We start from the raw sequence: 23946 nt of genomic DNA, 5'->3' as shown, positions 1-23946 counted from the left end.
TCGTATCTTTTAGCCGTCTTGATTGATTTGTGCAATCAAGGCGTCTCTTGTTGCATCGACAACGTCACTATTACCAAATATCTGACAAGTACCGGCCGCCATATGTCCACCACCGCCATAGCGTAAACATAGTTCGCCAACGTTAGTATTGGATGAGCGATTCAAAATAGATTTTCCGATAGCAAATACAGTGTTTTGCTTCCTAAATCCCCACATTTCGTGGATAGATATATTGCATTCTGGGTACGCCGCATAAATCATAAAACGATTGCCAGCATAAATGGTTTCTTGATCACGCAAATCAAGTAGCACTAAGTTGCCGTAAACCGTTGCACACTCTTTTATTTGCGCCGCAAATTTATCTTTATGTTCATAGTAAAGTTCAACGCGTTCCTGTACATCAGGTAAGGCAAGAATTTCTTCAATCGTATGATTACGGCAGTAATCTATGAGTTCCATCATTAGGCTATAATTCGAGATTCTAAACTCTCTAAAACGCCCTAACCCTGTTCTGCTATCCATTAGATAATTAAGCAGTACCCAGCCTTCAGGGTTAAGTATTTCATCTCTGGTGAATTGCGCCGCGTCAGCTTTGTCTACAGCTTCCATCATATCGTCCCAAGACTCTGGGAAAATGTCTTTACCACCGTAATAATCATATACTACACGTGCTGCCGATGGCGCTTTAGGGTCGATAATATGATTAGGATCGTTATTTTCAGAATTACGCGACATTTCACTTAAGTGATGGTCGAAGGCCAAATTGCAGCCGGGTACATAAGGCAAGTTGGTCGTTATATCATTGGGTGTAATTTCCACTAAGCCATCTTGCATATCTTTAGGATGTACAAATTTGATTTCGTCAATCAAACCAATTTCTTTTAATAAAACGGCACATACTAACCCGTCAAAGTCACTGCGAGTAACTAAGCGATACTTATCTTCAACTGAGGCGGTCATGGTAGACACAATAATTCTCCCAATATGGATTTGTTTTTTCAACGATGGTGTTTTTCTTGGTAAGAATCTTAGTTGAATCTGGTGGTAATAGGGTATCAAAATGAATACTGTGATATGCCAGCAAATATTTTACGTGCCAAAAATAGTGGCATGACAGCGGGAAGCCCGTTACCTGTTTAACCTGATCAAAACACAAACATTTACAAATCATTGAAACTTTTCATAAAAATATCAGCCACAATACTTCAAAATTTAAAACATTTGGACGTAAGGTCCGTTGATCATTGTGGTAGAAAATCTATGAAAAAAATAATAGCGCCTTTATCTGTATTTATTTGTTTTTTCGCTTTTAGCGCCTTTGCAGAAAATGACAATGTCACGCGACTAAAAGACGCCCTAAGAAAATTAGAAGGTAAAGCGCCTATTTCAGCGGTTTATGAACGCAATAATACCGAGATAAGTGACGCTGATGACAAAGATGACAGAAAAGAAACCACCGGAAGTATTTCTGTCTCTGTCGCAATTGATGATGCAGGCCTACATATAACATACCCTCAACTAGTGCTAGAAACAATGGAACTTGAAGCGCAAGCACAGGCCGCGGATGAAGAGGCTGACACACCAACACTCAATGCCGTAGGTAGCGTAAATGCAAAAAGTTTCAGTTATCAATTATCTGCAGCTAAAAGCATATTAAGGCGAATAGAAAAAGCAACATTCATTGAGGATGAAAACATAACGTACAACGGCAATCCAGCTACTGTGGTACGTTTTAGCTTGCCGCTTGAATCCATCATCACAGATGCTAAGACCCGTTCTTATGTCAGCAAATTTGAAGGGATTTACTCTATAATCATGGATGAAAACGGCTACCCAATTCAGATAGACACAGAGTTCAATGGGAAAGGAAGAGCCTTTCTTGTGTTATCTGTCAAAGTGAAAAACTCAGAGTCTTCAGTATTTACTGTAATTGACGATCGCCTAGTACGCCTACAACATGAATATGAGAACGAAATACAGTCAAGTTTTGGTGATAACGTCTCGATTGGTAAGAATACTATGAAACTCTCCGTTGATTAGGCCGTAATAATCTTTGCAGTATGAATTACTGCGACAATGAAACTGCAGAGCCATGTTCAATTGTTCCCATGGCTCTGCACTTAAAATCTAGATATGGTCATCTTTGTTTACGGTCGCTTGTTTTTGTTTGTGTTCTTCCTTTTCTTTCCAGGCAGGAAGGTACTTACTTAACTTAGCTTTAATGGATCCCAAATTTTCTTTCGCCCAACTTAGTGCCGCATCTCCTGCTACAACTAAACTAGTATTGGCATCAATTTTTTTGAACTCTTTTGATTCGTAGGTAAATTTACCGTCTTTACCTTGATGCCTTACAGGGTGCATTGAGAAGCGAGCTTTCCAAAACCCCATTCGTGGGGAAACAACAGAAAAATAAGTCTTGTTAGCAAGCATATCCGCTTTTAGGAAATCGGCTGATTCGCCTACTACCATAAACATACGCTCTCCCGGTTCAACGGTATACGCAACTTTTGTGTCATTCGAAACAATACCAATAAATTCAGGCGTTCCAGACGTTACGTCAAAAACAGATGCTTGAATAGCCTGACCAGTAAATGCTGACCGCATGAATATCATTTGTGCTTTATCGGTTGGTGCATTTATAGATAGTGGCTCTTGAGAAGGTTGCATCAAGGTGGATTTACAACCACTTACGAAAATAATTACGCCAAGACACAATAGAATTTTTTTAAACATATTACTAAGTTCCATTTTAATTTTTAATTGAATACGTTTGGGGAAATTTACCCAAACCAATATAGGGATTTCTCTTCCCCACCGGAATAGTCTAATCCATAAAAATTTTTATGGATACCGCTATACCCCTCATTTCGATATTTTTCATTAGTAGTTAATCTTAGTTTTCTGCCGATGAGGGGCTAATAGAATTTTATCTTTTTGAGCTAGCACATGAGTCGTATTCACATGTCTAACCTTTACAGCAACCTTAAGAACCCTCCGCCATAGTCACAAAAAATATTCCCCGATGTATTTGACAGCCCTAACTCTATAATCTACATTTGTAGATATAAAAACTACAAATGTAGAGAAGGATTACCCATGAACAAAAAACTTAGTGATTTTGAACTCGACGTAATGAGTATATTTTGGCGAGTAAACAAAGCATCCGCGCCACAAGTGCATGAACTTATTACTGAAAATAAAGAAGTTAGTTACTCGACAGTAAAAACCATTGTCGATAGGTTGGAGCAAAAATCGGCAATTAAGCGTGAAAGCTTGCAAGGAAGAACCATTTTCTATGCGCCAGCCATAAAACAAGAGTCGTTATCTACACCACTGCTCAAAGGTTTTTTACGGCGCTTGTTTTCAAATAGACCTCAACAACTCATTGCGCAATTGATTGAAAACGAAGAACTGAATAATGATGATATTGAGAAGTTAGAAAAGATGTTGGCAGAAAAGAAGTCAACGCAACGTAAATCTAAAAAATAGGGAGCCAGCCAATGGAACGCTATTTTATCCTAAATTTATTGTTAAGCCTATTGTGTGCATTAGCCCTAATGGCACTGGCTAAATCTCCTGCGAGACTTCGCTTCTATGTTGGCATTACAATGTTAGTAAGCTGGTTAATACCTTGGCATATATTGCACATTAGTCTGCCACACACCATGGCCAACTCCCCCTTATTTGCTTTGCCGCAAATTGACGCCAGTAACATTGCTATGCCTGCCATCAATGCGTTAAACAATACAGCGCTTCAAACAAACATGCAGATAAATTGGTTAACGGTATCTTTAGACTACTTATGGCTTGTCGTTGCAGCAATAGGCCTAAGCTTATTTGCACGAGACATATGCCGTTATCGCAAACTAATGCGTGCATGGCTTGCAAATTCGCGACTAGACAACGCACTTTGGCAAACCCTCAAGCATGACAACACAGCACATGCCGCTCAATATCCTATTCGACGAATAGCTAGCCAAGGCCCAGGCATGGCAACAGGGCTACTTCACCCGTTGATTTGGATAGACGAAACCCTGCAAGACACCGAGCAACTTAGCGCTACTGTGTTGCATGAAGTCACGCATATAAAACAAAACGACCCTCGCTGGTTATGGGTTATCTGCATTCTACAACGCCTACTTTGGTGGAACCCTATCGCATGGTGGGCAAGTAATTATACCAAACAGCAAATGGAGCTCAGTTGCGACGAAACTTGTCAGTCGCAGATGCCGGAGAATAGTTATCAACAGTTGTTGATTCAAATAATGCTAAATCAACAAACAACTATCGATAAACGTGTTGTCAATCAGCCAATAGCCAGTATTCGCTATGGGCAAAAATTTAACCTTAAACGAGTCTTAATATTAGACGAGGAAATACAAATGAAAAAACGACACAACACAGTAATAGTAGGATTATTTTGCCTCTTTGGCTGGATAGGGCTATCAAACGCAACTGGAGTAGTTGATAAAGTTTTAAAGAATACTCCACCAAAATCTACACTAATGGTTGCATCAACTCCCGAGCTAGATGCTTTTAGTACAGCAATATTCGGCAAAGAGCAAAACCTAGCACTTGCAGAAGATATTTTGAACCCTATTTTAGAAAACTTAAGCGCCTTCTCTAAGCAAAGTCAGTTAGAGATTTTGGCGGCAAAACATCTCTTAACTTCATTGCAGAAACAACATAAGCAAGTAGTAGTGACATCAGATCAGATAATGAAATTATTAGGTGACGTTGACATTTCGAGCCACAATTTGCACGCCATGATAGTCCGAACAATAGCCTCAGCAACATACTTGGAGCGTTGGGATAAGATTATTGAGTATGCATCTCATTGGCGAGAAAACTTCAGTCATAAAGAAGTTGAAATAGAAGCAGCGCTCGCTAACGGACACTTTAGATTACAGAATTTCGAAACGGCAATAGATATTTTGGAACAGTTAATGGCAGAAACCAAACTGCAGGGTCTTAACGCCCCCGATTATTGGGCAACGTTGCTCGGGACAAGTTATTTCGCGAACGGTGATACCGAAAGTGCCTTGCGTTGGTTCGAAGAGGCTGTGATTATTTCACCCACTGAACTTAATATTAAAAATTTAGAGCAAACGAAAAAAATGATTGGTACATATGAAGGAAAGCCCATCATAGTAAGTAATTAAACTATATTATTTATGTGAATCACGCTCCGGCCGTTGATTTAATCACTAGAAATACATAAATCAGCGGCTTTATTGCGCATTAATATTAAAAGCTAAATGACTGATTTTTAGCTTACGCAAACTCATCAACTGATGTAAGCATTATTTTCTTCGAAAACCGATCACAAAGCTCAATACCCCCACAGTCAAAAACATCAGTGTTGGCAGTAGCACTATAGCAAAACTTATTCACTCAACGCCTGTGTTTCAGGCCAAGCACTAGTTAAATCGATGAATAACTTATCAACCATAAATTTGATGCCCATGTCATCATCATTGATTGACGCATAAGCGCGTAAACCAATAAATTGATTCATCAGCCAATCTGCCGCATTGCTCACGGGTGTATTTGCGGGCAATTCATTCTTATCAATAGCACTTTCTATCACCAAAATAAAACATTCACGGGATGTTGTAATTCCCTCCATAACCACTTGTTGGCAATTTATGCCAAGAAGATCTAACTCAGGAATAGTTTTAACTAATAAGCACTGCCGTGCATAGCGTTTGTCTTCCGAACCAGTGAGCGGTGTAATAATAAACTCACGCAAGGCGTTGATTGGAGACACCGCATTTGCTACCTCGACCAGTTTTCTTCTATTGCATTCGTTATATTGTTCAACGACAGTTTGAAATAAAACGTCTTTACTTTTAAAGCGCGCATAAATACTGCCAGGCCGCATATCTAAGGCATGTTGAATGTCACGCATACCCGATGCTTGAAAGCCTTTCTGCCAAAACAACTGCGTTGCCTTTTCTATTGCCTCAGTGTGGTTATATTTCATAAAGATATACCGTAGATTACAAAGTTTTGAACACCTGTTCAATTATTACTTGAACAAGTGTTCAAGTAAAGCTAGATTATAAAATCAAAACAAATATACAAGCCCTCAAACGTCAGAGCTTATATAAATATTATTAAACGACATCGGAGTTCAACATGCATAATTTTACACTACACACCAAAGAAAGCGCTCCTAGTGAAGCAATACCATTGTTTGAAAACTCAGAGAATGCCTTTGGCATGATCCCAAACCTGCATGCAGTAATGGCAGAGTCCCCTCAACTACTTGAGGCTTATCAAACACTGCACACATTGGCACAAAAAACATCATTTAACGCGGAAGAGTTAACAGTTGTTTGGCAAACAATCAATGTTGAACATGCATGCCACTATTGTGTGCCAGCTCATACCGCTATCGCTAAAAGCATGAAAATAAACGATAAGTTAATCAATGAGTTACGTAATAACGAAGTACTATCTGACAAAAAGCTCAATACGCTAAAAACCACGATACTCGCTATAACTCGCGCAAGAGGAGTTGTCGAAGACGCGCAATTGACCGCCTTTTTTAACGCAGGATACCAGCAACAACAAGTACTCGACATTATTTTGATTCTTGCTCAAAAAGTAATGAGTAACTATACAAATCATTTAGCCAATACGCCGGTTGATGACGCCTTTAAGCCTTTTGATTGGCAAGCAAAATAAATTTGCACATCATAATTTACAAGCAATTATGCTCAAAATTTTTATAGGATTGACTAGTGGAAAACCTTTTCGAGACATTTTCATTAAATGACACAATTACATTAAAGAATCGCATTCTGATGGCGCCATTAACGCGTTGCATGGCAGATGATAACTTAGTCCCTACTCAGCAAATGGCAGACTATTATTCTCGCCGTGCCGATGCAGGCCTTATTATTTCAGAAGCCACAATCATTCGTCCTGACGGACAAGGCTACCCCAATACACCCGGACTTTTCTCACCTGAGCAAATAAAAGGTTGGCAAGTGGTAACGCAAGCCGTCCATAAAAATGGCGGTAAGATGTTTGCACAGCTTTGGCACACCGGTAGAGTTGCCCATCCTTATTTTTATGATGGCGATGAGGTGCTTTCAGCGTCCGCGGTGGGCGTAGAAGGAAATGTCCCTAGAATGCGCGAATTAAGATATCAAACGCCAAAAGCAGCGACCAAAACAGACATACAAAACCTTGTGAATGACTTTGTAAAAGCGGCTGAAAACGCTATAGAAGCGGGCTTTGACGGCGTAGAAATCCATGGCGCAAATGGCTATTTGTTGGACCAGTTCTTACATCATGATAGCAATAAACGTAACGATGAATACGGGCAAACGCCAGAAAACATGGTGCGCTTTCCGTTAGCAGTGGTAGATGCAATAACTGACAAAATTGGCGCTGACAGAACCGCATTACGGATTTCTCCGGGCGCATACTTTAACATGGCTGGCACGGCTGAAGATCGAGACGTTTTTGATCATTTATTAGCGGCGCTTGAAAAACGCGATTTAGCGTTTCTGCATATTGGTATTTTTGATGACACTATGATTTTTGACTATTTAGGTGGTCAAGCATCTAGTTATGTCAGAGCCAACTACAGTAAAACATTGGTTGGCGTTGGCGGATATTCAGCAGAAACAGCCAGTACCGCAATATCCGAAGATAAATTTGATTTAGTAGCTATCGGCAGACCATTTATTGCAAACCATAACTACATCGAAAAAGTCAAAAAAGGGGAAGCGCTTACACCTTACAGTGAAGATATGTTAGCGGAATTAGTGTAAAACTTAATTTGAAAAGTCGAATGACACATTGCGAAACAGCTTATGAGGATAGTGCAACCACACAGGCCACAATACTTTTGTCGGATGATACATTTCGAATCTTCAAAAAAGTAACGCTCTCTGTTATTATCGCGCAAATAGTGTGCTAAATATTAAGTACATTATTTGCATCGATAAACAAACAGGGATGTTGTAATGAAAAGTCATTCGTTAGAAATAAAAAAAATATCAATTGTAATCGCTTCTGCCTTAATGATGGCTGCATGTGGTGGCGGAGGTGGTAGCGATTCAGGGACCTCTCCAAACCAATCGGCCCCAAGTCAACCTGCTACCAATCCCCCCCCAGAACCTGTGTATAGCATTGAAGGTGCCGGTGTAAAAGGTCCACTAAAATATGCTGATGTGTCCTTGTACAAATTTGCTCCTGGAAATACTAACGGTTTAGGACTGTTAGTCGCAAGTGCGACTACAAATGAAAATGCTCTCATTTCTGATATGCAATTAGTAGGCGAGCCTGACGATTGGTATGTTATTCAATTTACGGCGAATGACGGAACAATCGACATGACAACGGGTTCTTCGCCTGTTTTTTCTGTTTTACGTAACTTAGTAAGCGCAGAGCAAATTAAAGAAAAAGACTTCTTATTTGCGACACCACTATCTACTTTGACACTAAAAGTGATTCTGTCAGATTTAACAGGAGAAGGCATAACTGAAGACACAATTTCTGCATCAAGTGCACTTGTTAGATCAGCATTTGTACGGCAAGTTTCAAGCCAATTCAATACGCGCTTAACGGTGCCAATAGTCTACGGAGACACAAATGAAGACAGCCTCGAAAAACTTTGGGAAGCGCGACTTTCTAATGAAATTTTTGCGGCTCAGCTTTTTCAATTCAGGCGGCAGTTAAGTGGTGACACGGTGGTGTTGGATCAGTTAATGAATGCTCTAGCATCCGACTTAAAAGATGGTTCAGTAGATGGTGTGTCCAAAAACGAATTACCCTATAGCAGTGATGAGTTGGCATTTTTCTCTCAATCAGTAAACAAATTGAACTTTGCCGGGGCGAATAACAAGAAAATATCATTATTACTCGACGAACTAAAGACAGAAATCACGGAAATGGGGATAGCGGATATAGAAATTCCTGCGGATGCGTCATTGTCTAATATTTCAGATCAAACTCGTATTTTGTTGAACAGTGATATTGATGACGATGGAGTACTGAATAGTCTCGATAGTGACTTGGATGGCGACAATATTGAAAATCAGATGGATTTATTCCCAACTTTAGCATCAGAGTGGCGTGACAACGACTTAGATTTCGTTGGTGACAATGCAGATACTGATGATGACAATGACGGCGTATTGGATATCGAAGATGCATTTCCATATGATAATAGTGAATCAATAGACAGCGATAATGATGGTATTGGTAATAACGCTGATATAGATGACGACAATGATAATGTTGAAGATTTAAATGATAGTTTTCCACTAGACAGCACTGAATTCCAAGACAACGATAAAGACGGTATTGGTGATAATGCAGACCAAGACGATGATAATGATGGCGTTGCAGACATAAACGATGTCTTTCCGCTAGACAGTACTGAGTCTGTGGATAACGATGAAGACGGCGTCGGTAATAATGCGGACCAAGACGATGACAATGACGGAGTTGACGATGTCAATGATGTTTTCCCGCTCGACAACACCGAATCAGTAGATACGGATGATGATGGTATTGGAAACAATGCGGATACAGATGACGATAATGACAATGTTGAGGATGTAAACGATAGCTTCCCACTAGATGACAGTGAGTATCTAGATAACGATGAAGACGGTATCGGGAATAATGCAGACCCAGACGATGACAATGACGGAGTTGACGATGTTAGTGATGCATTCCCCTTAAACAGCGCCGAGTCTATAGATACAGATGAAGATGGTATTGGAAACAATGCGGATACAGATGATGACAATGACGGCGTATTCGACATCAATGATATGTTTCCCTTCGATTCGACAGAAACTTTCGACTTAGACAATGACGGTATTGGGGACAATTTTGACAACGATGATGACAACGACACAATAATTGATGCCCTAGATAATATTGAGGTAGCGCGGGTTAAAGATGATTACTTGGCAGAAGCTCAAATAGAATGGTTAGTGCGAGGTAAAACAACTCAAGGTGGCAAAGCAAGCTCAAGTATGGGGTATCACGTTCAGTATTACACCTATGACGAAACAGATCCAAATAATCGAATTCAAAGATACACTGAAGAAAATTTCTTCAACGGTTTATATAACCCGATTAAAGAAGCTTGGGAAGTTACATTTCCTGCACCAAGTTATGAAGGAAACTTCAGAACAGACGTATCCTTTTATTGCTCTAGAGCAAACAATATCTGTAATGGCGAGAGAATTACGCAGTTGTATAGGCAATCGGTATATTACTCGGTAACTTGTACTGAAAATGACACTTGCAAATTCTTTATGCAACCAGACCCTGGTGTTAATATTACTAGTAACGAAAGTGGAAGTTTGTCTGCAACATCATTTATTCAAGACAATACGGGTAAACTTCGAGTCTCATATCGTGTTTTCGGTGATGACGTGACCCTGGCGATAAACAACTCCAATGACCATGGAGCAACATGGTTTAAATCTACCGATAGATTGAACCAATACTCAAGCAGTCGAACAGTATTGTATAATGCTCCTGACGGTGCTCTCTACCTGCTGACAAGTTGCGGTTCGTCATCACTATGTGTATTAGAAGAAGTTAGCTTTGGTCAATGGGATCGTAAAGCCTCTATCCCAATACCGACAACTAAAACATGCTTTGACAGCGGAATCTGTGTTACTCATTCCCCATCTGAAGATGATATTATTCAACTAGATTCCGGCGAGTTTATGGTTTCATTCTCACGCAATACTGATGGAAATAATGTTAACGTATATACGATCACGTCATTTGATCTAGAAAATTGGACGGCACCTGTCCAAGTAGCAAACGATGAAGATTTTGATTTTGGTTCCAAAGTCATCCAGTTGTCCAACGGCTCTTTACTTATGGCATATATTTCTTATGGAAAATCTGGTATTGAGATCGTCAGATCTGATGCTGGTGAAGATTGGGAGCATGTACAAACGATTGAAAAAGATGGCTACGCCTCATCTGTCATCTCCTTTACAAAGAGCAATGAAGATATACGGCTGTTTTATGTGCGGTATGGCAAACTTTATTATGAGATTCTTCAAGACAATGGGCAATTTGAATCGCCAATATATGTGACGGATATTGAAGGTTTCGAGCCCCATGTAATCAGGCTAGATGATGGAAGTTATGGTATGGTTTATTCGTTAGATCACAATGAAACACGGGATATCTTTTTTGAAAACTTAGGTAACTTAAACTAAGAACTCTTAATAGTTTCTAGTTGATCTATTACTTATGTAAGTTAAATTTCGTTTGCGAAACAAAAAAGGTCAGCGTTCAGCTAAACGCTGACCAAACATGTCACTCAAATATTTATCCCGGAGACACCGTTAAGGTTTATTTGAGCGACGACGTAAAAAGGTTAAATAGCTAAGTGCAACAATTACAGCCATACTAGGCGCACTTACGCTGTTAGCTTGTGCTGATACATTAAAGCCGCCTGAACTGTTAGGTGAAAATACGAGTGACATTTGATCTAAATCGAAAAAATCGTTACTTGCACCGGTAAATTGATCACAACTATCTGCACTGTCAAAACACCACTGCTCAAACACTGTTGATGCTCCTGTATTGTCACCTACACTTAAATCAACCAGACTATTTGGACCAAAATCACCCGCACTTATGCCAGTGACTATGCCTTCATCCAACGAATCAAAAAGGCTTTCACCTGCATCATCAAAAATGCCATTGTAACTAAAGATAATCTGCCCAATATCGAGTAGCTGCAATTGGAAACTAGCTAAATGATCTGGGTTGAGCGCCGAACCGACTTCATTCCATGTAAACACCGCTCTGTCACCAAAATCATTGAAATGGATACTGCCGCTATCCTCTAACGAAAGGTCAGTATTAAATGGCGTAAATAAAGGCGAACCATCGCCTAAAAATTCATCCAAATCTGCCCATAAATCATAATCAATATCATCGTCGTTACCTGCCAAACCTGCGTTATCGAGTGCTTGAACGCCGCCATTTGTGCCAACGGCAAAATCACTGTACGTATCACCCGCAAATGGAAATAAGAAACTCAGTGATACATTTGAAATCTCATCGTCTTCGCCACTTAAATCGGTAATTTCATCACCAAAATTTGATTCCCATAAAACCGGCACCGCCATCGCAGAGCCCGCTGAAAAAGCGAATAAACTAAACACTGCTGACTGAATTAATTTCTTGCTTTTCATCCTTATTACTCCTTTATCATTTTTCTTGCAGCGCCATCAACTAATGGCGCTGCAATTTCTTCAACGACCCAAATTATATAGTTCGCTAGCTTCAGTGGATGTGAGTGCATATTGATACACTCGAACTTCGTCAATGTCGCCGCTATACATTCTAAAACCGACATCTGCCGCAGGCCCGCCTATACTTGTCGGCCCATTGTCATTTAACGGCTCTACTTCAATCTCTCCTTCAAGGACATCATCAACATAGAACTTGAGTGATGTGCCTTTTAGTACCGCGACTAGGTGGTGCCATTCGCTGTCAGCCTTATCAGCAACCGTAATGAAGTTGTTTCGAATACCTGCCCGTACATCGTTGCCGATACCCTGAATGGTGAATGGGCTATTACCTGTCCATTTGCTCACACGCTTAAACATATAGTTGTCGCCTTGAGGTGCATAGCGAACCCACATCGACACACTATATTCATTGTTAATGTTGCCATACGGAATATTAGGCAACACAACGATATCGTCTTCCCCATCAAAATTCAGATAGCTACCATCACTATCACTCTGCCATCCATTAGTTTGTATCGGGACATCAGGTAATTCCCCAGCCCATTGTGCACCATTGAAAAACATGCCGTGATATCCATTGCCAGATGCGTCACAACTCGTTAGTGGCGCGTCAACCGCACTAGGGTCTACGTCTTCGAATCTAAGGAATACAGATAACGCTGGTTCGTCAACGATGTCACAAGGCGCATCAGCGAATGGGCGTTCAGCAGCATGATTGGCAATTGTCGCTTCATCTAAGGCGACATTGTTGTAGATGCGGAGATCATCCAAGCTACCTTTAAACGGATTTGCCGGTACAGCACTATCACCAATGGAAACAAGATTTCCGTTACTTTTTGGTTCTACTACCTCTTCACCCTTGAACTCACCATTCATGTAAAGCTTTAAGGTTTTACCATCTAAAATCGCAGCTAAATGATGCCACTCATCGTCAGCATAGCCGCTAACTAAAAGCCCTTTACCATTTACTCTTGCGCCAATTTTTCCGTCCGAACCCGCCATAACATAAAACGGATTGCCTCCATGCCAGCGGCTTTTAGAAAATGGGAAGCTTGTTTTACTTTGTGGTGCGAATTTTATCCAAGTAGATACACTGTATTTTGCGTTGCCATCGGCATCAATATCATATTGAATATCTCCAACTTCAACTCTGTCATCAACGCCATCAACGGTCACGCCGTTAATGCCTGAAGGTGGCACAGGCGCGATCCACATTGCACCATTCTCAAGTGAGAACACTTCATCAAATGCACTGTTGCAGGTAGTTAAGCTTGACTCAGGGTTGGCATCATCAGCATCATCCAGTCTTAACAGTACTTCCAATCCTGGCTCGCTGACCAACTCACAAGTCATGTCTGTTGGTTCACGTGTCATTGCTAACTCAGCGATTTCTGCAGCTGTGAGCGCTCTGTTGTTGTAAACCCGCACATCATCCAAACCACCTTTGAATGCAGGGCCAGACACGGCACTATCGCCAATAGATAGCGCTTGACTGTTTGATTGGGGTTCAACTACCTCGCTAGCCTTAAGCTCACCATTAATGTAGACCGATAGTGTTTTTCCGCTTAACACGCCCGCCACATGATGCCATTCATCGTCAGCATAGCCGCTGATAAGTGGACCTTTACTATTGATTCTTACCCCAATTTTTCCGTCACTTGTTGCCATGAAATAAAACGGGTTGCCACCATGCCAACGACTCTTAGATATTGGAAAAGTGGAGCTTGTTTGATTTTTAAATTTGATCCAAGTGGCTACTGTGTAGTTAGCGTCGCCGTTTGTATCAATATCATATTGAATATCACGTAGCACGACTCTATCGTCAATACCGTCAAAAATAAGGCCATTGACTTCTTCAATTTCAGGATCTGGCACAACAACATCCGGAACAAAGTTTTGTAGTTCACCGTGATTGCCCCTGCCAGAAAGATCTTGAGTCGTGTTTCCTTCCCCTTCATTTATACTTAGATGTAGACTTAAGACTGGATCACGTTTTAATACAGCTTCAAATTGCGTGTATGCATTTACGCTGGAGATACCAGTAATTTTTATATATCGAGCGTCAATAGGGACGTCAAATTCAAACTCTTCAAGCGCATTCGTTGCCATCGAATTTTCGGCAGATGCTTGACCATTCGCAAAGCTTACCGTCTCCCACACTTGATGATCTAAGGAATATTCAAGCGTAAAACTATACGCCGAATTGACGCCATTCAAGAACGCAAGTTTTATCCCCGAAAGATTGAGAACGTCTTGTAAATCAATTGAAATATATGCATCTTCACCACCAGACCAATGTGTCCCGTCATTGCGATCGAGTATATTGTTTGGATTGTTACTAGCCGAACTTTCAGATGCAATTGCCGATGCTCTCGCTATTTCACGCTTACCAATTTGTATATTTTGGATATGATTGCTGTTACCAAAAGAGCCTGTTGCATCCGCGCTTTGCCAATCACCCGAGGTTTTCGCTGTATAAACGGAAAATGATGTGACTCGATTGCCATCTTCAACATCTTGTCCAAATTGAAGACCCGCAGGTTCGTAGTAATCACCCAAGTCGAAGATAGTCTCATTTGGATAACTATCTGCTACCGTCGTTTTGCTTGCGCCTTCAATAGGAAAGCCCATTTGATCCAATACAACAATGTTTGCCTCGGCGCCATCGATGCCCGATTCAGCCACAAACCTGACATATCTTACCTTACCAGCAACCTCTACTAGCCATTCTGGCAATTCGCCAAAACGCTGTGCGACTTGCGCTTCGTATAAAGAGTATGGTTTTACAGGACGCCCTATCGACTCTTCAATCGCTTGAGACTGGCTATAGTCAGCATTTGAATACAGATACGGGTTTGCCAACGGTGGGAATATTGCGGTACCCGCGCCATCCAGCGTGTAAGTGATCACGGTCGAACCGTCATCTGCTGGACTATCGCAGTAGTCATCATCATCTTCGTCACGCACTTCTCTGCATTTAGGATGTAACTCATCAAAATTAGGAATTTCAGCGCCGTTAGTGAAGTATTCGTTTATGGCAAAATCCACATAATTTTGCTGTTTTTCAAAGGTATGAGGATTTCCATGCATGCCAATAACGTATGGCGTTACAATCCGTCCAAACTTACTCCCAGCTTGCATGAACTGAAAGTTTTCTTTACTTGCTGCTGTGTTATTCGGGTTCCAAAACACAAGGTGCTTAAGGTGATTGGGTTGACTTCCTACAGATCCTCCCCATCGACCTGTAATAAAACCGCCTTTGAGCTTGTCAAATAGGTTAGCGCGAGGAAATGACGCATGGATATTGGGACCAGCTGTCGGCGTCATATTCGCATTCAATATGACGTTGGCACTAGCATGATTCGCATAACCAGGGCCATGCCAAGTATCAGCCCTATCATCAATATTTATCGCAAGGACGTTTGTACTTCTTTCAATTGCTAGACTTGAGTGACCAGCCTTACCCGTAAAATCAACATCTTGCACGGTAATAGCTGCGCCGTTAATGGTAAGTCCCTGATTGAAACTTTTAAACTCGACATTCTTCACCCACGAGTGCGACACACGATTCATTCGCAATGCGGTCCATCCACTGTCATGTATGTAGTTTTTGTGATGAACAAAATCTTCATTCCATGCACCTTCGAGCGTAAGGTCTTCCATACCAAAAAATTGCATGGGCTGCAGATCTTCCTCTAATCCCCAACCATGTCCTTCGGCTTCGGCATTTTTTGCCTTCTCTATTGTTGCGTGTATAGGCGAATGAAACACCACACGTTTACCAATGATTTGTTTTATTTGTTTTCTCTCAATCCTACTGAGCCCTCGATTTAATCCCGCTTGGTGTGATGTTCCATCCGCTAAAAACCAAGGCTCAGGCATATAAGGCGACATTGCCTCAGCAATTGCGTCATCACGAGTATCTAAACTTCGGAGCGTAACCCACTGCCCTACATATAAATCATCAACACTCTCAACCTTTAGTGAATCAGATGACTCTCTTAGTACACTGTCTTTTGCCCGCGTTATATAATTAGGCTGAGATAACTTATGCTGTGCTGGCGAACTAGCAGCGCCCGACCGCGGTTGCCACTCACGACTTACACCGACTTGAAACAAAGACGGTGTCGTCCACATGAGATTTGAATAAGGCGCTCGAAAATGCTCTCGCATGTATAAAACAGTTTGGCCTTTTCCTGCACCGCGCAAAATAATATTGCTCCGGTCTATGACGATAGGTTGGTGCGCCTGCGCAAATATTCTGTCTGCGTCGTTCCCCTGCCCTGTGGGTTGCGATTCAGCTACACCCATCATATCCGATGGTTCATTGACCAAAAACAGCCCCGCGGGAAAATAAATGATCGCACCGACGCTGTTTTCACCATAAATGGCGTTGTTGTCAATGTACTCACTTGCGGCAGCTATAGTTGCGCGCAATGCCTCCTTATCAGAGTTTGTGTCATTCGGGATTGCACCATAATCCAAGACGTTAAATATTTTATGGCCAGTTAAGCTTGGATCAAACTCAGGAACACTCGCTGGATAGCCAATATCGAGGTTGCGTGTGGGTAATGGCTCTTCACCAAATTTGTAACCTGCGAACGAAAAATTAGGTAGTACATCGTCAGCGCTGTAGCTTTTATCTCTGTAAAAAGATTTTTTGTCTAATTGAAAGCTACTATTTTTCTCTCTGGCTTCGAGGTAATTTTGCCAGTGCTCCGAAACGACTGGAGGGCCATCTTGTGCCATTACGTCTGCACTCAGCGCTGATAATGTCATTAGCGCTAGCAGATGTTTTATTCTGTAAATTGAGTACATGGTCTATCTCTCTTTAAGCGTTTATGTGCCGTTATTGTTCGCTTAAGGTGCATTAAGAAAAGAATTGGGGAATAACGCCGGTCATTCCGGAAGTTCAAAAAACACACAAAGCAGAGGTATGTTATATGACAACATACAATATTACAAACCAAAATTTAAAACTATTTATAACATTTAAATAACAATTAAATCAGGTAAATAAGAAGAGGAAGATGTTGTCGCAAGAATATGCAAGATTCAATGGCTTGATACAGCGCTAAGATGAAGAGCAATACTAACTACCGAGTACAATCGTTAACCTGATGTGATGGTTAGCCAGTATTGCTAATTTTTACGTCTAACTAACAGCGAAAATAGCTGTCTAATTGTGTCGATTTACACAAACTATTTCTCGGTTTTTAAGTCACCAAAACGCCGCTCATACATTTCTGAATGCAGTTCTCTAGCAGCTTTCACCATAGCGTTATATGGAATATCAGTGACGGAGACAAAACCAACATTGTAGTTTTCTCCATCCCATGAACGACCAGTAATCGGCGAATCTAAGTATTGAAACCAATGTGCACCCACAAAATAGTTATTGTCTAAAATAGAGTACATATAGTCTTTATACATACGCGCTCGGTCGTCTTGATCCGTCGCATGAACTAAGCCAGGGTGAAAAAATCCCGAGGCTGTTGTGCCCATATGGAATTCTCCAATAACGGTGGGCATATCTAAGTCATCTAAGAATTTCCATTTATTTTTGGTCAAACCTTCCTTGTATAAGTTAAAACTTACCACATCAGCGTGCTTAGCTGAGGCCTTGACGACAGGCTTAGGCATGCCCCAATCGGCGAAACGAACGCCCATATACATATGATTTGGCATATGCTTATCCATCGACTCACTAATAATTCGGAAATACTCAGACGAGTAAGTAAATAACAGGTGCTCATAATCTTTTACTTGCTCAGCGTTTTTCTCATCCAGTTTGGTTTCAAACCCACCTTTCGCAAATGCTTCCCAAGAAGACAGCGCTATGCCCCATACCGCGTTCAATTTATTGATACTGCCATACTTACTCTTCATTTCTCGGACAAATATACCCTTTGTCGGCGACTCATCTTCCGGCCGATTAAGCGTGTTGATAACAATACCCAGTTCGGTAGTCAGCGACTCAGGGCGCCCCCAGCTATGCTCGTTGTCAATAAAAACACCCACACACCAAGGGCTGTCCTGCACTTCTTTTGCAATTTTGCTTACCGTACTTTCAACGCTAGACGAAAAAATGGGGTCAAAAGGATCTGGCATTCTGACCCAGAAATCATTTCCGCTAGAAACCGTTTTAAAGTCACCACTAATCCACCCATTCGCGAAGTAGGGAATTTTATTGTTGTCATAAAACATCGGATCAACCCAATTGCCAAATGACGTAAAGCCCCAACTCAACATTCTGTCTACTGTCACGTTACGCCATGTCTCCAAATAAGAATAAGGTGACGTTTCGCCATATTTACGTTCAAGATTAGCCATATAAAAACTGAACACTTCGCCTTTTTTCATTGGTCCAGAATGCGCACCACCTCTATAGCCATAGCTGCTTGCCAATGGATGATCTACTTCAGGTAACCATTCAAACATGTTCTTTCGCGTATCCGAGAGTAGTTCACGACTAGGAATGGATTTCAACGCTGGCGGGTTAAGCCCTTGTGTGATGGCAGGGTCAACGTCGTCAGGTCCTCTGGCCCCGACAAGGTTTGAATCGTAGTCATAGCCGGTCAACGTACTTGCATCAGTAATTCTGATGTTGGCAATACCAGTGGTTAAAAATAAATAGCCTTCTGGGTCTACAAGCGACCATTTCTCGCCAACCTTTTCAGTTCTAAAATAACCTGTACCTTTTAATTTGGGACCATCTTTCCAACCACTGAACTTAGAACGATTAGCAATTTTAGGCTTAGCGTTTAACTCCGCCAGCTCAGCATCACGCACGTTCAAAAGTTCATCAGTAGAGTGTACTTTTTCTTCGTATTCCATTCGTGATGGCTGACCAAATTCATCAACGATATTTACCAGAAAATCTTTCTTCATTTTAGGGTGTTGCAATAACCGAATATTATCTAGGGTAATTTCTTTATCATGCAGGTTATATTGCACACTCATCGAGAAAGTACGGATACCTGCAGTATCTAGATTTTTCGCCCCCCACATCCAAATAAACTGCGTGTCGTCTGTTTCCCATGTTGGCGGGTTCGAACGTAAACCTGAACTCAAATTCAGTTCAACTTTATCACCAAGTCCTGTATCGGGACTCCCAAGATCGTGCCCGATCATTTTCGAATAGTAGGTATTCGAACCACCAACAGGAATGACAACGCTTCGTGTGTAAGACTGCCATTTGGCATCCCCTACGTTGAGGTATAGTTGGGTAGAAAGCTTACCTTCATTTGCAATATCAAACGCAAGGCTAAAACTATCTAAATGACTCCAATCATAAGGTACTTTAGGCGTAAAACTAATACCCGAATATTCGTGTAACGATGAATTAAACTTCACTCGTAAGGCTTTTTTACCCTCAGTAACACCATTGCCACTTGATACAAACTCGGCGGTCGCGTTAACCAGTTGAATGTCGACAGGAATATTGTCACCTTCAAAGCTAAACAGCGTATGCTCGGCGTTTGAAACACTCTCTTCTGCCTTGACTATTTGTGATGCCAAAAGTAACACAGATGCCAACATTGCTGATACCGCAATAGTCAACAAGGAATAACTAGATGAAGCGCAGCCATTGTCGTAGTTATTACATGTTTTCAAGAGAGATTTGTGTTCCATATTTTTGCCTTTTTATGACTACACAGGATGAATGACAGCTTTATAAGAGCGATAAAACAGGTATACCCGAGTATATAAAGTTCACTATTATTTAGTCTGTATCAACCTAGTTTACAATTAGTAAAAATTTTTTAGCCGCGACACGTATGCAGCATAAAACTAACGCCCGCTAGTCTAATTTTTTAGTTGTTTAATCTGCTCACTCAACGACGCAATTTGCGCTTGTAAGTCGCTGAGTGTGGGCTGATCCTTTTCCAATTCTTTACGTGCTTCTTCACGTTCTCTTGTATGTTCTTCTTCCATTACGCCGACAACAATCCCGATAACCATATTCAGGAAAGCAAAAGCGGTGAAGAAAATAAATGTCATATAAAACAGCCAACTCATTGGATACACATCCATGGTTTCGTATTGAATATCTGTCCAATCTTCAAATGTCATTACGCGAAACAGAGTCAACATCGAGATCGCAATATTGCCCCATAGCACAGGATTAATATCACTAAACAAGAAACTGCCTACAGCCGCATATATATAGAAAATAATAAACATCAACAGTACAACATAGCCAAGTCTTGGCAACGCAATGAAAAGTGAATTTATCAACACTCGTAATTCAGGCACGATGGATATCATTCTAAGCACGCGGAAAATACGAATCAGGCGAGCAAGCAGGGCCATTTCAGAATCGTCCACGGGAATTAAGCTAATGATGACGACCAAAGTATCGAAAATATTCCAGCCAGAATGAAAGAAACGCCTTTTATTTTCTTCTGTGATAAAACGGATACATATCTCGATTAAGAAAAATACCGTTATAAATACATCTAAGTAAGTTGTAATTAATAGTGACGTGGGCGAAAGATCATAGGTTTTTGCGCCGATTTCAAGCGCTGAAACTATGATTACAGCAATAACGAAAAATTCGAACGCTTTGTTGTGGCGAAGTGTTACTAGGCCTCGATGAAGTGCATCAATCATTGACTAAATACCAAGTGAAAAAAAGCCCGCAACTATGCAGGCTAAGTAATAACATGTTGCGCTAAATGTGTATGAAAATGCGGTGTGATCATACAGATCACACACTACAAAAATAGAAAAATTACCCTATAAATCATAATCTTTTTTTAACTGTTCAGCTCTATCTTTAGAAATAGGGGAACGCAAGCTCAGCTCATTAAGCCTACGCTCTGCGATAAGCTTGTTTCCGCTCAACAAAAGAGATTCTACGAAGTTCAAGAGTATTTCTTCGTTTTTAACCTCATCAGTGATAGCTCTTTTGTAAACATCTACAGCATCCTCCACTTTGTCTTGCTTAAGCAAGACTTGCGCGTAAGTATCAGCCGTCGCCACATTGTCTGGGCGAATGTCATAGGCTCTCTTAGATAACTCAGCGGCTTTATCCAGTTGACCTTCTTCCATAGCCAAATAAGCCAGGTTGTTTAACACAACAAAATTATTTGGCGTAATTTCGATGACTTGTTCATATGTTGACATGGCATCAACAATCGACCCTTTCTGGATTTGGCGTTCACCCAATAGCATTAACACCCTGACGTCTCTCGGCGCATCATTACTATGTGCTTTAATAACTGAAAACGATAAGTCAGACTTACCGGTCAAGTCATATGCACGCGTAAGTACCAAGAGATTATTTATGTTGCGATTAGCATCATAAGCCACTTTTGCGTCGTCAATCGCGTCTTCGGGTTTATTCTCAAGCAAGGCTATTCGGGCTTTTACACCACGCAAGAAAGGAAGTTGAATATACTGTTCATCAATATTCTTTAAGGCATTCTTCGCCTCGGTCAACCGGTTATTCATCGCATATAAATAGGCTTGTATAAACTGAACCTGTAAATTGTTTTCCCTAACTAAAAAATTAGTCGCAATATTTAATGCTTTTTCATATTCCCGCTTACCATCTAAAATCAACAATTGCCCCAACACTGCACTTTCTTGATTTGGGTACAATTCAGCCCATTTGTTGTAATGCGTTTCAGCTTCATTGACTTTATTAGCGCGTAAAAGCGCACTGCCGTATAGTGCCCAATATTGGTTAGGTGACGATTTATCTGCGTTAATATCGTCTAATACATCGATTGCATCGTTGACGTTGTTAGTTGCGATTGCAGCACGTGCTGTGAGTAGTCTAATTGGCGCGTTATCCGGGTTGGCGGCCTGCTGCGCTTTAATTTTCTCATATGCAGCAGCCGAATTACCTTTTTGCGCTTTTAGCGCAAAATAACTGGCAAGCCCGACGATGTTTGACGGCGATTTAGACAACAATTGTTCCGTCGCCGTTAACGCATCTTCATTCTTACTTTGCCTAAGATATAATCTAATTTGAGCAACCTGCACCGCTTCACTTTCGGGCGCTAGCGTTTTTGCTTTATCGAGTGTTGATTGTGATGCAACAAAATCGTCTTGTCGTTGTTCCACCTCAGCCTGAAGTAAATAGCCGTCGACAGAGGCCGCTGCCGCAGTCTGCCATTCCTTTGCGAGCGCAAGTGCCTTATCTAATTGACCTGTAGACAGATATGCTGATGCCAAAGTAGTTTTCGCGGTAACAGACTCAGGCGCTTTATCTACGGCCTGTTCTAAATCAAGCAAGCCCTCTACATCATTCAAAGACAACTTTAAAATACCTAAGCGCGTCAGATCGTCGGCCGTTTCACTAATTTTTTCGGCCTGTTCGATTACTGTTCTTGCGGCCTCTTCATCCCCAGCTTTAAGAAGTTCGTAGCCAGCTCTTGAAAATAGAGAGGCATCTTCAGCCGTTATGTTATCTAAACGCGCAAGCACTTCGTCAGTTTGATCGCCCATGTTAGCCTGTAATTGACTTGCGGCTAAAATGCGTAAGCCCGGATGATTGTCAGGTAAAAACTCAGCGATAAATGCTAAATGCCCTACCGCTTTTTCAAATTCACCCAACTTAAACGCAGAATAGCCTGCAATGAGTCGACTAGTAGGATCAGCTCGACCAAACTTTATTGAGTTTTCACTGTATTCGAGTGCTGCCGCATGATCTTCAGCGGCAGCTCGAGTTACCCCTTTCAATTGATTTAATAGCGCATTATTTGAGTTTATAGCTAACAAATCATCGATATGTACTTCAGCCCGCTCTGTTTCACCTTGCTCAACAAGAATATTCGCAAGTCCAAACTTAATTTCAATATCATCCGGCGCAACTTTAATGTAATCCTCATACACTTTCGTCGCTTCGCCCATTTGTTCATTTAAAATGTACATCCGTGCGGTAAAATTCAATACATCTCGATTTAGCGGTGCTTGTGCCTTAAGCGTCTTTGCTACTTCAAGTGCAGCGGGAAAATCTTGATTCAACACCTGCTGGACAGCACTTACTAGCCCTCGATACACAGACGTAGATTCAATGAGTAGAAGGTCATCAATTAAGTTACGTGCGTCAGCGTTTTTTTCAAGTTGAACAAGCGATTGCAACTTTCTGTAGCCAAATTCTAATCGTTCTACACTCGTTAACTGCGATTCATCGATTTCTAATTCAGACAAGGCGACATTGGCACCGGTCCGCTGATATGCTTGAGACAATAACGGAATGACGTCCGCTGCAGGTTGCCCTAACTCAAGTGCTCGCGACAATTCTTTTTCCGCAGAATCATATTTGTTTGTACTTAAATATACTTTGCCTAATTCAAACCTTGCCGCGGCTAACTGAGGATTCTCTTGTACGGCATTTTTAAGTTCAACAATAGCAGCTTGCGTATCACCTTGTTCGGCAAACACTCTTGCTTGCTCAATATGTTCATCTGCCGTTTTACCCGAACACGCTAATAAACTGATTGAAAACGCACTAATTGCTGACAGTTTTAGTAGCGCTTTAATAGCGCTTTTTTTCGTAAAACGTCGCTTACTACCTTGCATAAAACTTCCTCGTATTAAAAATACATGTAACACCTAAGCATCACCTTTTCTAACTGATTCTATTAAACCACAGCTTTGTTAAATAGTTTAATGGTATATCATTGTCATTTAGCATATAATGCGGTCAATTCATAGGCGT

General features: G+C 41.1%; 14 protein-coding genes. 6 read left to right on the top strand and 8 right to left on the bottom strand.

Translation table 11 applies throughout. From position 1 onward, the window contains the following. Positions 1-9: 9 nt before the first annotated feature. Entirely contained in the window at positions 10-960 is a 951-nt protein-coding gene (locus QQK00_RS17695; protein WP_284219079.1) for an exopolyphosphatase, read from the bottom strand. A 300-nt stretch (positions 961-1260) separates the two neighbouring features. Here QQK00_RS17695 and QQK00_RS17690 point away from each other — a divergent pair, with 300 nt between their 5' ends. Continuing rightward, complete coding sequence (locus QQK00_RS17690) at positions 1261-2040, top strand: hypothetical protein (RefSeq protein ID WP_284219012.1); 780 nt, start codon at positions 1261-1263, stop codon at positions 2038-2040. Between the two features lie 87 nt (positions 2041-2127). Here QQK00_RS17690 and QQK00_RS17685 read toward each other — a convergent pair whose 3' ends face one another. Then, the gene (locus QQK00_RS17685; RefSeq protein ID WP_284219011.1) at positions 2128-2733 is read right to left on the bottom strand and encodes a hypothetical protein; all 606 of its coding nucleotides are present in this window, start codon (positions 2731-2733) and stop codon (positions 2128-2130) included. Positions 2734-3096: 363 nt separating this feature from the next. Between QQK00_RS17685 and QQK00_RS17680 the strand changes: the two genes are divergently transcribed. After that, positions 3097-3489 carry a BlaI/MecI/CopY family transcriptional regulator gene (locus tag QQK00_RS17680; protein WP_284219010.1) on the top strand — a complete coding sequence of 131 codons (393 nt, stop codon included), beginning with the start codon at positions 3097-3099 and terminating at the stop codon, positions 3487-3489. A gap of 11 nt (positions 3490-3500) precedes the next feature. Continuing rightward, positions 3501-5162: a M56 family metallopeptidase gene (locus QQK00_RS17675; protein WP_284219009.1), complete on the top strand. Its 1662-nt coding sequence runs from the start codon at positions 3501-3503 to the stop codon at positions 5160-5162. 224 nt (positions 5163-5386) lie between these two features. On the opposite strand, the gene QQK00_RS17670 is transcribed toward QQK00_RS17675, so the two are convergent. Beyond that, positions 5387-5986, bottom strand: coding sequence for a TetR/AcrR family transcriptional regulator (locus QQK00_RS17670; RefSeq protein ID WP_284219008.1), 600 nt, complete (start codon positions 5984-5986; stop codon positions 5387-5389). 155 nt (positions 5987-6141) lie between these two features. Here QQK00_RS17670 and QQK00_RS17665 point away from each other — a divergent pair, with 155 nt between their 5' ends. The 3 genes from QQK00_RS17665 to QQK00_RS17655 all read left to right on the top strand — a co-directional run bounded on the left by QQK00_RS17665 (position 6142) and on the right by QQK00_RS17655 (position 11222). After that, entirely contained in the window at positions 6142-6693 is a 552-nt protein-coding gene (locus QQK00_RS17665; protein ID WP_284219007.1) for a carboxymuconolactone decarboxylase family protein, read from the top strand. A 56-nt stretch (positions 6694-6749) separates the two neighbouring features. Next, the gene (locus QQK00_RS17660) at positions 6750-7790 is read left to right on the top strand and encodes an alkene reductase (protein WP_284219006.1); all 1041 of its coding nucleotides are present in this window, start codon (positions 6750-6752) and stop codon (positions 7788-7790) included. Between the two features lie 195 nt (positions 7791-7985). Further along, the gene (locus tag QQK00_RS17655; protein ID WP_284219005.1) at positions 7986-11222 is read left to right on the top strand and encodes a sialidase family protein; all 3237 of its coding nucleotides are present in this window, start codon (positions 7986-7988) and stop codon (positions 11220-11222) included. Positions 11223-11351: 129 nt separating this feature from the next. Here the strand turns inward: QQK00_RS17655 and QQK00_RS17650 are convergent, their stop codons facing one another. The 5 genes from QQK00_RS17650 to prsT all read right to left on the bottom strand — a co-directional run bounded on the left by QQK00_RS17650 (position 11352) and on the right by prsT (position 23807). Beyond that, positions 11352-12209, bottom strand: a complete 858-nt coding sequence (locus QQK00_RS17650; protein WP_284219004.1) for a hypothetical protein — start codon at positions 12207-12209, stop codon at positions 11352-11354. Between the two features lie 60 nt (positions 12210-12269). Beyond that, positions 12270-17087, bottom strand: coding sequence for a LamG-like jellyroll fold domain-containing protein (locus QQK00_RS17645; protein ID WP_284219003.1), 4818 nt, complete (start codon positions 17085-17087; stop codon positions 12270-12272). Positions 17088-17471: 384 nt separating this feature from the next. Beyond that, complete coding sequence (locus QQK00_RS17640) at positions 17472-19904, bottom strand: beta-galactosidase (RefSeq protein ID WP_284219002.1); 2433 nt, start codon at positions 19902-19904, stop codon at positions 17472-17474. Between the two features lie 174 nt (positions 19905-20078). Then, on the bottom strand, positions 20079-20885 hold the full coding sequence (locus QQK00_RS17635; protein WP_284219001.1) for an ion transporter: 807 nt from the start codon (positions 20883-20885) through the stop codon (positions 20079-20081). 126 nt (positions 20886-21011) lie between these two features. Then, positions 21012-23807: an XrtA/PEP-CTERM system TPR-repeat protein PrsT gene (gene prsT, locus QQK00_RS17630; protein ID WP_284219000.1), complete on the bottom strand. Its 2796-nt coding sequence runs from the start codon at positions 23805-23807 to the stop codon at positions 21012-21014. Positions 23808-23946 lie beyond the last annotated feature (139 nt).

Source organism: Agaribacter marinus (assembly GCF_030160655.1).
Taxonomy (GTDB): domain Bacteria; phylum Pseudomonadota; class Gammaproteobacteria; order Enterobacterales; family Alteromonadaceae; genus Glaciecola; species Glaciecola marina.
The sequence above is the reverse complement of the archived record's forward strand: the minus strand, read 5'-3'. Positions and strand labels throughout refer to the sequence as shown.